The following is a 13,737-nucleotide window of genomic DNA, read 5'->3' on the forward strand; positions in this document are numbered from 1 at the left end:
TCAATCCCCGAGAGGTTTGCCAATATGAGCCCTAAAACGATAATGGCTGCGAGAGAAGCGATGCAGCATGCACGATTCTTATATGACGATTGCATACGGTCCCCTTCGAAAGCAACAGCGCATACAACGTGGCACCTGCATCTCTGACTTAATCCCCATGACCAGCGTGCATGTTGCTCAATCCAAATTAGTTTATCACAGCTCAGGAATACCTGGGTTGCAGTGAAGGCCTTCTCTCGCTTGGCGATCGGATTATCAGCAGGCAATTGGAACAGGTCGCGTCTCAGTCAAAAAAGAACTTCCGGTAAGCCGAACCAGCCTACCGGAAGTTCCTGATTGCGTTGTTTGAAAATGGATCAGTACCAGTTGGATGCCTGGGATTGAGCCCAAGCACCACAGGGAGTCCCATAACGGCCCTGGATATAGCCCAGGCCCCAAACAATCTGGGTATGAGCATCAGTCTGCCAGTTGGGACCGGCCGAGGCCATCTTGCTGCCAGGCAATGCCTGAGGAATGCCATAGGCGCCCGATGGGTTGGCGGCGTTGGTTCGCCAGCCGGACTCCTTATTCCACAGCTGAACCAAGCATGTGAACTGATCTTCTCCCCAGCCGCGGGAGGTAACCAGATCGTGGGCGATGCTTTGGGCTTCGCCCACAGGGACTGTAGTGGTGGTCGAGCCGGCCTGTGCAGGGGTGCCGCCACCAGTGCCCACCAGGACCACCTTGTCGACGGGGACCGTCTTGACGAAGGAGGCGAAGATATTGCTGGTCAGGTGCTTGTTGCCGGCTGCGGTGACCAGGCTGGTGGTCTCCATGACACCGTTCTGCCCCTCGGTCTTGACCTTGGTGGTCCCCGCAGGTAGAGAGTTGGTCTTCTCTTCAATGGTGTTGAAGGGAATTGGCGACTCGTCCGTTTTGACCTGGGCGCCGGCACGGTCGATGCGGATGACGGTCTTCTCATTGACGCGAGTGGTCAGAGAGGGTGTGATCTGGTCTCCCGGCTGCAGGGTGATGTCCCCGGCCTCCAGCACGGATTTGACATCGGTGAAGCCTGTGCCCAGGACCACCTTGTTCTTCCCGTTGATCTGCACGCTCACATAGGAGGTGTTCGCGTTAGCGCCGCCCGCACCGTTGCGGATGGCCTGCCTGGTGCTGCCGCGGGACACCGTACCCACATCTTGAGTGGCTGAATAGGATGTTACGCCTGACTTGGCCGAGTTTTCAGTGGATGTGTAGAAGTCGCGCGAAACGAAGCCTGCGCCAACGACCATGCCGAGAACAGTGACACCGGCAGCCAAACGCAACCACTGACGCTTGGTCAGAGCCTTGACCGCACTCATCCGTCCTCTACGGTGGTTCGCCATTACTCTCCTCTGTTGGACCGACAGATCCTCAGTGATCAGTCGACTTAATGCTTCCTATCGACCGCATGCTTCCGGCAAGACCGAAAGGGTCACTGGACAAACACAACACTACTTTAGTGCAAATCGGTCGTGGAACCAACTCGACTGACTCAGGCCTGTGCTGGGGTTGACAGATCGGCCTTGCGTGCCTGATCGATCAGGTCGTCCAGATCCGAAGACCTGAGTGCACCGGCCTGCTTGAAGATAATCTGGCCCTGCTTGGTGATCATCAGCGTGGGGACCGCCTGGATGTCGGCGGCCGCGGCCAGATCTTGGTTCTGGTCGATGTCCACCTTGCCGAAGACGATGTCTGAGTTTGCCTGCGAAGCCTTCTCGAAGATGGGGCCGAAGGCCTTGCAGGGTCCGCACCAGGTGGCCCAGAAGTCAATGAGCACCAGGTCGTTGTCCTTGATGGTTTGCTCGAAGTTTTCCGAAGTAATAGTCGTGGTGGCCATGATAACGCTCCTTGAAGTAGTTTGACTGTCGCGCGGGAAGCTCCCGTGCTTAGCAACCGCTTTCAATCATCAGCATTCCATCAAGGCTGGAGAAAGCGCCCGAATATGCTCTGGGTGGAGATGTCCGCCGGGGTCCCGTGGGCGGTCAAGAGTGGTGCGGATAATGGAGCCATGCCAGTGCTGAACGATGAGATTCCCGATGATGACGACTTCGATGCCGATCGCGACCGTGGCGCCTTCTCACACATTACCCCAGAGGACTTCAATCGGGGTTTTTCGGGCTCGAATCCCCCCGGATGGCTGGATCGTGACGCCATCGACCGTGCTCGGCGCTGCCTGCCCATGCCCTATGTGGAGGTAGTTCCGGTTCGCGTGGATGACATGAGTGCAGTCACCCAGGTGGGTACGCTTTTGCGCGTGGATGATCAGGGCAACATCGAGCGCACCCTGATCACCGGACGGATCCTCTACCACGAGACCATCAGAGAGGCTCTGGCCAGAAACATCGCCAAGGATCTTGGACAGCTGGCTTTGCCCATGCTGCCTGCCAGCCCCCAGCCCTTCACCGTGGCTGAGTTTTTCCCCACGCCAGGGGTTTCGGAGTACTACGATCCGCGCCAGCATGCCATCGCGCTGTGCTACTTGGTGCCGGTGGCCGGGGACTGCAAGCCCCAGGACGAGACCCTGGATGTGGAGTGGATCGATCCCAAGGGGGACATGCTGGAGTCCTTCATGAGCCAGATGCCCGGCGGGCATGGCAAGGTGCTGATGGGCGCCCTGACCTGGGCCGGTGCACTGTGAATCGCGAATCCTCGGAGGCGGGCATGACCATTGCCAATACCGTATATCGTCGTGGGGAGGGGCTGCCGCTGGTCCTGGTCCATGCTTTCCCTGTGGACCACCACATGTGGGATCGGTGCGCGGCCTCGCTGATTGCCCAGGCGGATCGTGCGGGTATGGGCCCCTTCCCGGTCTATGCGCCAGATATGCCCGGAGCTGGCGATTGTCCCCTGCCTGGGCCGGCTTCCTGTGGTCCGGAAGATTCTGATGGCGCCCTGCCTGGTGCATTGGATGCCATGGCTCAAGCCTTTGCGGACATGTTTGCCGCGACGGGAGCGCAGAAGGCCATCTGGGTCGGACTTTCCATGGGAGGTTATCTGGTCGAGGCTGTAGCCAGGCTTTATCCGCAGATGGTGGCCGGATTGGCCCTATGTGACACCACATTGATGGCTGACCGTCCGGCCTCTCGCGCCAACCGGCTGCAGATCGCCCGAACCTGTGAGGTGGAGGGGACACTTGATCCGGTCATGCACTTCGCCAGTCCCCAGGAGGGCGATTCCACGGTCAAGCGTTCGCCCGCCTTCGTGCAGACCATGACCGAATGGATACAGTCCCAGGATCCTCGGGGCATCGCTTGGCGGGAGCGGATGGCTGCAGGCCGTCCGGATCAGAGCGATTTGGTCGGCCGCATCAGAGTGCCCGTGGCCCTGGTCAGCGGCCGTTGCGATCCCTCCAGCCCCCCAAGCACCATGGAGCCGCTGGCCCAGACCATGCGTCAGGCCGGAACCGACGTTACTTTTACCGCCATTGACGACTGCGGCCACTTCAGCGCTGTCGAGCATCCAGATCAGGTGGCCACGGCCCTGCTGGACCTGGTTCGTCGCGTGGGGAGGCAGTCATGAGCGATTCTGGGACGGTCTTTTCCCCGCTGGCCCTTACCGGACCCCTGCCTTTTCTGCCCTTGGCTCAGGGGGATGTTGACTACGACACGGCATCGCGTCAACAGCCAGGGCTGCTTGACCACCTGCTGGACCAGGACGGCACAGGCGTCATCCTGGTGCGGGGCGACAGGGTGGCCGTACCCAGGGGCAAGGGTGCTTTGGCTGGCCGCACTGGGGCCAGCATCCGTCTGGCCACCCTGCCTGCTGCATATTTGCGAGGTCCTCTGGCGGGCTCGACGGACCAGCTCGAGCCGCCCTGCTACTACTTGGGGAGGGTCGACCAGCAGGCCTGGCTGGCCTTGGATCTGGATCTTGCCTGTGCACGTGGGACTGTCCAGGCCCCTCTTCGTGACCTGGCTCAGGCCGCGGATCAGCGTTTTGACTGGCTTGCCCTGCGTGAGTATGCCCCTCATGGCCGTCCGCGTCAGGTGGGCCTGGCAACCTGTGCGGTCGCTTTGTCCATATGGCATGGACGCCAGGCCTTCTGCCCTCGCTGTGGTGCACTGGTCCATCCTTGCCAGGCCGGATGGGCTCAGATCTGCCAGGGGAATGCATCCGGGGACAAACACACACTCTTTCCCCGCATCGAGCCCGCAGTGATCATGGCCGTGGTGGACGGCCGTGATCGGCTTTTGCTCCAGCACAACCGGAAGTGGGCTCCTGGCTTTCGCTCGATCACTGCTGGATTCGTCGAGGCTGGGGAGAATCTGGAGCATGCAGTCCGGCGGGAGACCCTGGAAGAGGTGGGCCTGAACCTGGGGGAGATGCGGTACCTGGGCTCCCAGCCCTGGCCCTTCCCCTCATCGCTGATGGTGGCCTTCAGAGCCAGGTCCCTGAATACGAATATCCGGGTGGATGGTCAGGAGACTGATGAGGCCGACTGGTTCACACGGGAGGAATTCGGAGCTGCTCTGGCCTCGGGCCGGTTGCGCATACCCCAGGCGGCCAGTGTGGCCAGGTACATGATTGAGCAGTGGTACGGCAGCGAGCTCTGATTCATTGGGGTGGTGTTGTGCTTTCGGACCTGGTCTTGTCGTAAGATATTTCAAGGAACTGTCAGCAGCGAAAGGTGTGTTATGGCCATGGAGGGGCAAGAAGAGCCTCGTATCTATGATGTCGACCAGGCCGAAACTGTGACCATGCCGCCGACAACCGGCAACGGGCCCGACCCTGTGGACTTGTTCGCCGACGAACAAGCAGATCAGGCTTTCGGTGTTGGCGCAACCCATAAGACTCCTTCAACCGGTCATCGAGGACGCACCATCCTGGCCCTGTTGCTTCTGGCTGTGCTGATTCTCGTAGGCTGCTGGTTCGGTGTTCGTGCCTTCTTCCGCGATCGGGTGGCCCCTGGCGTCACCTTGGGAGGGCAGGTCATGATGGGTCGGACCAAAGACCAGGTCAGGCAGATCGTCGATCAGCAGGTACGTGACTCCCAGGTGGAACTCAGAGGTGAAGGCACCACCGCTCGGGCGGGACTGAAGGATCTGGGGGTAAGCGTGGATTCGGATGCCACGGTTACCAAGATCATGAATGCCAAGGGCTCCGCAGGCCTCTCCCGGCTGAACCCCTTCCATGGCGAGTCGGTGCCGCTGGTGGCCGAGCAGGATCAGCTGGCTATGGACAAGTACCTGACAGAACGCTTCATTCCCCGCCAGGACCGGTCTGTTCCCTCCACCATTGTTTTCGATCAAGGTGCACACGCCTTCCGGGCCCAGGAGGGTCGCGGAGGCAAGGCGCCTGATCTGGGCCGGGTGCAGGGTGCCGTCTCCTCCTTGATAGATAAGCCTGGTAGGCATCTGGCCGTAGGGTTGGTCTATAAGGACGTGACCATGCCCATCAGCCTGGACACCGCCAATAAGGTGGCCTCTCAAGCCAACCAACGACTGGCCAAGGACCTGGTCATCAGGGGTGCTGATGATGACCACATGACCGTCCCGGCAGCCACCGTGGCCACCTGGGTCAAGCCGGTCACCGATCTGGACAAGGGGACCATGGAGCTTGGCTTCGATCGGCAGGCCATCAAGCAGTATCTGGACCAGGAGCTGGCCCGGCAGCTGGACCGGGATATGGTCACCGCCGTCAACGTCAAGAACACCAAGGGCGATGTGGTGGCCGAGACCACCAAGGGAGTGGACGGTGTCCGGGTCACGGATGTGTCCGCCACGGCAGACCTGGTCGTCAAGGCCCTGGAGGAGGGCGACACGAACCCGGTCCAGGCGAGCGCCGAGATCACGCCCCACAAGGAGCAGACCAGGGTGGCCCGCTACGATGTGCCCGACGGCGACATCTGGATTCAGGTCAATCTCAGTGACCAGACCGCCACCGCATACCACGGCACAACCCAGGTCAAGACCTTCCCCATATGCTCAGGAAAGCCCGATAACGGGAAATGGTCCGACACCGGCACCTTCTTCATCAATGTGCGCTACGCGGTCCAGACTATGCGCGGGGATGACTACGTCTCGCCCAATGTCAAATGGGTTTCCTACTACAACGGCAGCGAGGGCTTCCACACGGCCAATTGGAACTATGGCGGCATTGCCAAGGGCGACCCTGCCCAATACGGATCTCATGGCTGCATCAACATGTATGAACAAGACGCCAAGTGGATCTTTGACAACGCCCCAATTGGGACCATGGTCAAGGTGGAGGGGCAGGTTCCGTCGGGCCCGGCCCGCTAGGAGCACCTGCCCCGGCAGACGGCCGAGTAGGCTGGAACCATGAGCGATGAATACAGTGATGGAACTTCCCGTCTGGATGTGCCCGAACACCTGCGATATTCGCAGGATCATGTCTGGATCGACCCCAGTCAGTCCCCGGCGCCAATGGGTGTGACCGAGTATGCGGCGGACCAGCTGGGAGACTTGGTTTTTCTGGACCTGCCCGAGACTGGTACCCACGTCGATGCTGGCGATGAGGTCATCGAGCTGGAGTCCTCCAAGGCTGTTGAGCCGGTGGTTTGCCCGGTGGCGGGCACCATCGCCTACGTCAACAGGGCAGCCTCGGACGATCCGGAAGTCATTAACTCCGACCCCTATGGGGAAGGCTGGATAGCCAAGATCGACCTGGAGGACGACGAGCCCGATCTGATGAGCGCCGAGGAGTATGGTCAGCTGCTGAAGAGCCTGAACTGACGGTCCAGTTATGACCAGGCGATTCGGTCGCAATGAAGGGCCCCTTCAGGTCCGACCGGTCAGCACCACCTTCGATTCAGCTGCGCCCGGAGAGGGCATCGAGAGCAGACCGGCTCCGGTGCGTCTGCTGAGGCGACTGTTGACCGGTGCTTTCGACCTATGGGTGGGGCTGTCCATTAATATGACCGGACGTCTGGGCTGGTCGGCCGACGTTCAACCCTATGTGGGCTACGGTACCGAGTCATACTCCCGGTTGATCTGCCGCACCATTCTGACCGACGGCCGCAGACGCGAGGATCCGGCCATTCGTGGCATTCGTGGCCTGCTGACTGTGCCCGCGCCCAGGACCAGGGTCAGGCTGGCGATCGACAGTACGGCTATCGGTAGGGTCCAGGTGGGTGATTCCTCGGTTTACGATGCCGTCGATCCCAGCCGCAGCCTGAGCGCGGATGCGGTCTTCTCCGACCGATCGGGCTACCTGGATCTGGTAGCTGAGCATAGGCTGACCCCAGGCGTGCACCGGGTCTCCTACCAGGTGCGGGGCCGCCGGCCCGTTGATGCGCCTCTGTACATTGTGCCCGGCCAGACTCCTGTCGGCGTCATTTCTGATGTGGACGACACCATCATGATCAGCCAGGTGCCCAATCATTGGAAGGCTGCCTGGAACCTGCTCCTGTCAGACCCCCACCGCCGGTCCTCGGTGCCGGGCATGGCCGTTCTTTACAACCGCATCCGTGACCTAGACCCCAGGATGCCTTTCTTCTATCTGTCAGCTTCGCCCTGGAATGTGGAGGGGTCTATACGTGGATTCATTCGTGACCATGGCTTTCCGGCCGGCCCCTTGTTGCTGCGGGATCTGGATCCCAGACCCAAGACCTTCGTTCCCTCCATCGTGCAGCACAAGATGGAGTTCATTCGTCAGCTGATGGCCGACTTTCCCGAGATGCGCTTCGTGCTCATGGGCGATGACGGGCAGAGCGACCCCTCCACCTTTGCCCAGGTGGTACGGCAATATCCGGGCCGGGTCCTGGCTATTGGCATCCGCCAGCTGAGCCCCCGGGAGACCGGACTGGGATCCTTGGTCAAGCGCACTGCCACACAGCCGATGCCAGTGACGGAGGTGCCGGTCTTCTTTGGGACCACGGGCGCCAACCTGATGCGAACCCTGCTACCCTATCTGCGTCGTCGCGCCAGAATATAATCGCCCCATGAGTTTTTCGGCCGTCAACTCCGCTCCTCCTCGTGCACAACGCCGTCCCACTGATCGATGCTTCCATGGTGATCACTTCGAGGATCCCTATGAGTGGATGCGCAACCGGGAGGATCCGGCCACCAAGGCCTATGTGCGTGATCAGAACCGATACTGCCAGGAACGGCTTGCCGGTCAGGAGGGTTTGCGGGCCACCCTGCTCAAGGAGTTTACCGACCGGGTACAGCAGACCGACATGTCGGTACCCACCCGGATGCATGGATACTGGTACTTCTCCCGAACGCTCAAGGGCCAGGAGTATGGGGTGCAGTGCCGCCTGCCGGTGCGTGACCAGGATGACTGGGACCCTCCTGCTGTCCAGGCTGATGCAGCGCCTGGGTCCATGCCGGGCGAGGAGGTTATCTTCGATGCCAACGCTGAGGCCAAAGGGCATGACTTTTTCTCCTTGGGGTGCCTGGATCTGAGCGCCGACGGCCGGTGGATGCTCTATGGACTGGACACCAGGGGCAATGAGCGCTACGACTTGCGCATCCGGGATTTGGCCGAGAACCGAGACATGCCTGATCGGATCGACCAGGTCTCCTCCGGGGCGGTGCTGACCCCCGACGGCAGCTGGGTCTTCTATACCGGCCTGGACAAGGCCTGGCGTCCGGACACGGTCTGGAGGCATAAGGTGGGCACTTCGGCCGATCAGGATGTCATGGTCTACCAGGAGGACGATGAGCGCTTCTGGGTGGGGCTGGGCCTGAGCTACGACGAATCCGCCATGCTGATTGCCACCGGGTCCAAGACCACCAGCGAGGTGCTCATGCTGGACCTGAAGGATCCGCAGGGGGAGTTTGTGCCCTTGATCCCCCGCAAGGAGGGGGTCGAGTACGACATCAGCCTGGCCCGATTCGAAAATGCCGGTCCGGCGGGGGAGGACCTGCCGGTGGCTGTGGTTTACCACAACGTGGACAACCCCAACTTCGAGGTGGACCTGATCGATCTGCGCAGCCACCGTCCGCCCTTCCGCCTGGGAGAGGGGGTGCGGCTGGCACAGGGCAGCCCCTATGGCTGCGAAGGCTCCGGAGACCTGTCCTCTCTGCCGCCCGAGAAGCCTTATCGGGACCCGGGCAATCCCGCCATCCTCCAGGGCGCTCGCGGGTTGGGCATCGAAGGGTTGGGCATCCACCGCAGCTTCGTGGTCCTGACCTACCGGGCCGACAGCCTGCCCCACATGGCCGTCATCGCCAAGGACCAGGCGTTGGAGGATTTGCGGGCGGGCCGGCCCTGGCGCTTCCGTGAGGTCCTGCCCGACCGGGCCAAGAACGGCATTGACCGTCTCTACAGCATCGGCCCCACGGACAACCCCTCCTACCAGGCTCCCGGGCTGCGCTACATCCGGGGCAGCTATGGAACCCCAGCCGAGTTGCGGGAGTTGGATCCAGTCCGGAGTGTGGATCGGCTGCTCAAGCGGGCTCGGGTTCTAGGCGACTTTAAACCCGAGCGCTACGCCGAGCGTCGAATTCTGGTCCGCGTCAGGGATGGGGCCCTAGTGCCGGTCTCGCTGGTCTGGCGGCGGGGCATGCATCCGGCGCTGGACGCCAGCGGGAGGACCGGGCCCGATGACACGGTCATCCAGGCTCCCGACCATCCCGAGCGCCGTCCTTGGCCGGACCAGGATCCGGACAGGTCTGCCCCCATGTTCATCACCGGGTATGGGGCTTACGAAATCAGCCAGGACCCGGGCTTTTCCACCGGTCGGCTCAGCCTGCTGGACCGGGGAGTGCTCTACGCCGTCCCACATGTGCGCGGCGGCGGGGAGATGGGCCGCGCCTGGTACGAGCAGGGCCGCCGGCTACACAAGGTCAACACCTTCCTGGACTTCATCGACGTCACTGCCGCTCTGCAGGCTCAGGGTTGGGCGGATCCCCGTCATACCGTGGCCAACGGCGGGTCGGCCGGCGGGCTGTTGATGGGGGCCGTGGCCAATATGGCCCCTCAGCTCTATGCCGGCATCGAGGCGGATGTGCCTTTTGTGGATGCGCTGACCAGCATCCTGGACCCCGACCTGCCGCTGACCGTGACCGAATGGGACGAGTGGGGAGACCCCCTGCATGATCAACAGGTCTACCGGTATATGCGTTCCTACTCGCCTTACGAGAACGTTCCTGATGCTGATAGTAGACGCCGGCTCTTCGGCGGCGACCACTTCCCCGCCATCCTGGTGACCACATCCATGAACGACACCCGCGTGCTCTACGTGGAGCCGCTCAAATGGGTGGCCAGGCTGCAGGAACAGCAGGTGGGGGCCGATGCCCTGATCAGAATCGAGGTCCAGGCAGGCCACGGGGGCATTAGCGGACGTTACCGGCAATGGGAGGAGTTGGCCTTCGAGAACGCCTGGTGCCTGTCCATCATGGTCCCCGAAAGCCGCTGATCCTGGTCTGTCCGGGATTCGGTCGGGGTCATGAAAGGGCCTTGGCTGGCTCGTTATGCTCGGGGTATGACAAATAGCAAGCAGAAAACATATCACATTGCGGTCATTGCCGGTGACGGCATCGGCAAGGAGATCGTACCCCAGGCACAAGCCGTCCTGGAAAAGGTGACCCGAGGCAAGGCTGATATCCGTTATGAGGACTTCGATCTGGGCGCTGAGCGTTACCTTCGTGATGGAGCCGTTCTGCCGGACGAGGATCTGGACAGGCTCAAGCAGCAGGATGCCATCCTCCTGGGGGCCATCGGCGACCCGCGGATCAAGGCCGGCATCCTGGAGCGCGGACTGCTGCTTAAGATGCGTTTCGAACTGGATCAATACGTCAATCTGAGGCCTTCCAAGCTATACAAGGGCGTGGTGTCGCCCCTGGCCAATCCGGGAGACATCGATTTCGTAGTCGTGCGGGAGGGCACCGAGGGGCTCTACGCCGGGGCCGGCGGTTCCATTCGCCGGGGCACCCCCCAGGAGGTGGCCACCGAGGTCTCCATCAATACGGCTTACGGAGCGGAACGGGTCATCCGCTATGCCTTCCAACTGGCTATGAAGCGTCGCCGCCGCCTGACCCTGGTCCACAAGAAGAATGTGCTGACCAACGCAGGGGACATGTGGCAGCGGCTGGTGGATCAAGTGGGCCAGGAGTATCCCGACGTGGAGCGTGAGTACCTGCACATCGACGCCTCCACCATATTCATGGTGACCGAGCCCAGCCGCTTTGACGTGATCGTGACCGACAACCTCTTCGGAGACATCCTCACCGACGAGGCGGGAGCTGTGGTGGGGGGTGTGGGTTACTCGGCCTCCGGCTGCATCAACGCCTCGGGCACCTACCCATCAATGTTCGAGCCCATCCACGGATCCGCCCCTGACATCGCCGGTAAGGGGATTGCCAACCCCACGGCGGCCATTCTCTCGGCGGGTATGCTCCTGGATCATCTGGGCTTTGAGAGCGAGGCGGCCAGCATTGAGCGTGCTGTGGAGGACGATATCGAGCGGTCCGGCTCCACTCAGCGGAGTACGGAGCAGATTGGCAAGGATATTCTGGCCCAGCTGTAATCGGGCCGGATGGCGGCTAGACTGGAGGGCATGACTATGGATGATGCCCCTCAGCCGGGCGACCGGCAGTCCAACGATACGCCGACAGGAAATCCTGGTTTCGGCACCTCCCCATCCCCGCAGGTACCGCCTGAGCATCGGGATCCTGTCGGCGGGGATACCCCTGCCGGTGCAGCGCAGCCGGACCATCCTGGCCCAGGCGCAGCTGACGGTCAGCGGCAGACTGCGGGCTATCCAGCGGGCCATGACGTTGGCGGCGGGAATCAGAATCCGTATCAGGCCGGTCAATATCCCACTAGCCAGTATCCCCATGGCGGGTATCCGACAGGGCAGAGGTACGATGCCGGATACCCATTTGCCCCTCAGAATGGCGGCCAAAATCCTGGGGCCTATCAGACGGGGCCCTACCGGCCTAATCAGTATCCGACCGCCGGTTATCCAATAGGTCAGCAATATCCTGCTGGGCAGTATTCAGATGGCCGTTATCCTGACGGACAGTATCCTGGCGCTCAGAATCCACAAAGGCCCTATCAGCCGGGACCGGGCTATCCCGGCCAGTATCCGGCTGGTCAATACCCCCAGGGCGGGTATCCGGGCAATCAATACCCGATGGGCCAGTATCCCGGCAATCAGTATCCCGGCGGGCAGTATCCTCCCCAGACTTCCATGCCCTGGCCCTACCCGGTCATGCCCCAGGGCGGGTATCCGGGGGCAATGCCCAACGGCAGGGGAGCCTACCCGATATCGCCCACCCCGCACAGCAAGCTGGCAGCCGGGTTACTCAGCATCTTTCTGGGATGCTTCGGCGTGGGCAACTTCTACCTGGGCAGGACCGGCCGGGGCGTGGCTCAGCTCATGCTCACCCTGATCGGCTTCCCCTTCTTCTTCATCGGGCCGACCATCGCCATGATTTGGGGGCTTATCGAAGGCATCCTGATTCTGACATCCTCGGCCGGCTCCTTCTGGCATCGTGACGCTCGCGGATGGGAGCTGACGGATTGAATCCGGCCTGTCTGCGCGGCGTCGGCAAGCAGATGGGCGGCAAACTGGCGGCCGTAACCCTGACCCTGGGCCAGGGATTCGACTCTCGCCCGGTCATTTCCTCATGCAGGATTGACGGCGACTTCTTCGCTGAGCCAGCCCCGTCAGCCTCTCAGGAATCCGGAGGGGTTCATGGGCCGGTATCCCGGCTGGAATCCGCAATCTGCGACCTCCCGTTGCCTTTGGACCCTGGTTTGGCTCTGGAAAAGCTGGACAGGGTCATGGCAGAAGGGGACGGTCAACGGGTAGTCGGTGTGTCCCCATGGACCCTGGTGACCGCTCTGGAGCGCGCTCTGCCTGATGGGTTGGTTATCCAAAGACAGGGGAAGTCCGACCAGCTGCCGTCAGCCTCGGACCAGACCTCTTCCAGGCGGTCTCAGCCGGACGAGGCCGAATGCCGCCGCCGTTGGTCTGGCCTAAAACTGGACCTGATCAGGGACAGTCCACGTCAGCCGGTCATGCAGATGGCCATGGATCAGGCTCTTAATGATGCCGTGGCTCAGGGCCAGCTGCCACCCACCCTGCGCATCTGGAACTGGTCGGCACCGGCGGTGATCCTGGGGCGCTTCCAGTCCCTGAGCAGAGAGGTCCACGTAGAGCGGGCGCGCAGTCTGGGCTTTACCTTGGTCCGCCGCTGCACCGGCGGTGGCACCATGGTCATTCAGCCCGAGCGGGCCATTACCTATTCCCTCTATCTGCCCTTGGACTTTGTCAAAGGAACCGACCTGATCGACTCCTATCGGATCTGCGACTATTGGCTGGTCCGTGGTCTGCGCATGCAAGGGATTCGGGCTGGTTGGCAGGGCATGAATGACATCGCCTCCCCGCGGGGCAAGATGGGGGGCGCCGCTCAGAGAAGGCTGCCAGCAGGCTCCTACGGACCGGGCGGGTTGCTCCACCACACCACGCTTTCTTATTCGGTGGATGCCGACCTGATGGCCCAGGTGCTCAACGTGGACCCGGAGAAGTTCCATGACAAGGCTGTAACCTCGGTCAGAAGCCGGGTGGATCCCATCGACAGGCAGACCAGCCTGTCCCGTCAATCCCTGATCGATGCCCTTCTGGATACCCTGTCCTCCCTGGTAGAGGATCTGCGCATCTCTAAGCCTGCGCCCGAGGTTGAGCAGCGAGCCCGTACTTTGGCCGGGCAGCGCTACGGCCGTGAGGAGTGGACCGCCCAGATCGCCTGACCAGGCAAGGGGGTTGATGTGTGTGGGTATAATCGTGCTCAGTCGCGTCGA

The 13,737-nt window shown here is 61.8% G+C and carries 12 protein-coding genes; 10 read left to right on the forward strand and 2 right to left on the reverse strand.

The features are described 5' to 3' along the window. Positions 1-356: 356 nt before the first annotated feature. Positions 357-1,364: a G5 domain-containing protein gene (locus tag ACUIAI_RS01000; protein WP_445342329.1), complete on the reverse strand. Its 1,008-nt coding sequence runs from the start codon at positions 1,362-1,364 to the stop codon at positions 357-359. A gap of 149 nt (positions 1,365-1,513) precedes the next feature. Next, entirely contained in the window at positions 1,514-1,858 is a 345-nt protein-coding gene (trxA, locus tag ACUIAI_RS01005) for a thioredoxin (RefSeq protein WP_110412466.1), read from the reverse strand. 171 nt (positions 1,859-2,029) lie between these two features. On the opposite strand from trxA, the gene ACUIAI_RS01010 reads away from it, so the two are divergent. The 10 genes from ACUIAI_RS01010 (at position 2,030) to ACUIAI_RS01055 (ending at position 13,686) form a co-directional block, all read left to right on the forward strand. Next, complete coding sequence (locus ACUIAI_RS01010; protein WP_110424936.1) at positions 2,030-2,659, forward strand: NUDIX hydrolase family protein; 630 nt, start codon at positions 2,030-2,032, stop codon at positions 2,657-2,659. 23 nt (positions 2,660-2,682) lie between these two features. Beyond that, entirely contained in the window at positions 2,683-3,540 is an 858-nt protein-coding gene (locus tag ACUIAI_RS01015; protein ID WP_445342330.1) for an alpha/beta fold hydrolase, read from the forward strand. Further along, complete coding sequence (gene nudC, locus ACUIAI_RS01020) at positions 3,537-4,574, forward strand: NAD(+) diphosphatase (RefSeq protein WP_445342331.1); 1,038 nt, start codon at positions 3,537-3,539, stop codon at positions 4,572-4,574. Before ACUIAI_RS01015 ends, nudC begins: the two co-directional genes overlap by 4 nt. An 87-nt stretch (positions 4,575-4,661) precedes the next feature. Further along, positions 4,662-6,260 (forward strand): L,D-transpeptidase family protein, encoded by a 1,599-nt coding sequence (locus ACUIAI_RS01025; RefSeq protein WP_445342332.1) that lies wholly within the window; start codon positions 4,662-4,664, stop codon positions 6,258-6,260. A gap of 39 nt (positions 6,261-6,299) precedes the next feature. Further along, the gene (gene gcvH / locus ACUIAI_RS01030) at positions 6,300-6,713 is read left to right on the forward strand and encodes a glycine cleavage system protein GcvH (protein WP_110412469.1); all 414 of its coding nucleotides are present in this window, start codon (positions 6,300-6,302) and stop codon (positions 6,711-6,713) included. A 10-nt stretch (positions 6,714-6,723) separates the two neighbouring features. Next, on the forward strand, positions 6,724-7,914 hold the full coding sequence (locus ACUIAI_RS01035) for an App1 family protein (RefSeq protein ID WP_254476878.1): 1,191 nt from the start codon (positions 6,724-6,726) through the stop codon (positions 7,912-7,914). Between the two features lie 7 nt (positions 7,915-7,921). Then, a complete protein-coding gene (locus tag ACUIAI_RS01040; RefSeq protein ID WP_445342333.1) occupies positions 7,922-10,345 on the forward strand; it encodes a S9 family peptidase in 2,424 nt (807 codons plus the stop codon). Positions 10,346-10,411: 66 nt separating this feature from the next. After that, positions 10,412-11,455: a 3-isopropylmalate dehydrogenase gene (locus ACUIAI_RS01045; protein ID WP_254476880.1), complete on the forward strand. Its 1,044-nt coding sequence runs from the start codon at positions 10,412-10,414 to the stop codon at positions 11,453-11,455. Between the two features lie 30 nt (positions 11,456-11,485). Further along, positions 11,486-12,457, forward strand: coding sequence for an NINE protein (locus tag ACUIAI_RS01050; protein WP_445342334.1), 972 nt, complete (start codon positions 11,486-11,488; stop codon positions 12,455-12,457). Further along, positions 12,439-13,686: a lipoate--protein ligase family protein gene (locus tag ACUIAI_RS01055; protein ID WP_445342335.1), complete on the forward strand. Its 1,248-nt coding sequence runs from the start codon at positions 12,439-12,441 to the stop codon at positions 13,684-13,686. The genes ACUIAI_RS01050 and ACUIAI_RS01055 overlap by 19 nt, the downstream gene beginning before the upstream one ends. Positions 13,687-13,737: the final 51 nt, after the last annotated feature.

It is taken from the genome of Bifidobacterium sp. ESL0827 (genome assembly GCF_052606685.1).

Excerpts from the sequence above, each read along its gene's own strand:
- ACUIAI_RS01000 (WP_445342329.1), bottom strand. The coding sequence starts at position 1,364 with ATGGCGAACCACCGTAGAGGACGGATGAGTGCGGTCAAGGCTCTGACC.
- trxA (WP_110412466.1), bottom strand. The coding sequence starts at position 1,858 with ATGGCCACCACGACTATTACTTCGGAAAACTTCGAGCAAACCATCAAG.
- ACUIAI_RS01010 (WP_110424936.1), top strand. The coding sequence starts at position 2,030 with ATGCCAGTGCTGAACGATGAGATTCCCGATGATGACGACTTCGATGCC.
- ACUIAI_RS01015 (WP_445342330.1), top strand. The coding sequence starts at position 2,683 with ATGACCATTGCCAATACCGTATATCGTCGTGGGGAGGGGCTGCCGCTG.
- nudC (WP_445342331.1), top strand. The coding sequence starts at position 3,537 with ATGAGCGATTCTGGGACGGTCTTTTCCCCGCTGGCCCTTACCGGACCC.
- ACUIAI_RS01025 (WP_445342332.1), top strand. The coding sequence starts at position 4,662 with ATGGAGGGGCAAGAAGAGCCTCGTATCTATGATGTCGACCAGGCCGAA.
- gcvH (WP_110412469.1), top strand. The coding sequence starts at position 6,300 with ATGAGCGATGAATACAGTGATGGAACTTCCCGTCTGGATGTGCCCGAA.
- ACUIAI_RS01035 (WP_254476878.1), top strand. The coding sequence starts at position 6,724 with ATGACCAGGCGATTCGGTCGCAATGAAGGGCCCCTTCAGGTCCGACCG.
- ACUIAI_RS01040 (WP_445342333.1), top strand. The coding sequence starts at position 7,922 with ATGAGTTTTTCGGCCGTCAACTCCGCTCCTCCTCGTGCACAACGCCGT.
- ACUIAI_RS01045 (WP_254476880.1), top strand. The coding sequence starts at position 10,412 with ATGACAAATAGCAAGCAGAAAACATATCACATTGCGGTCATTGCCGGT.
- ACUIAI_RS01050 (WP_445342334.1), top strand. The coding sequence starts at position 11,486 with ATGACTATGGATGATGCCCCTCAGCCGGGCGACCGGCAGTCCAACGAT.
- ACUIAI_RS01055 (WP_445342335.1), top strand. The coding sequence starts at position 12,439 with ATGGGAGCTGACGGATTGAATCCGGCCTGTCTGCGCGGCGTCGGCAAG.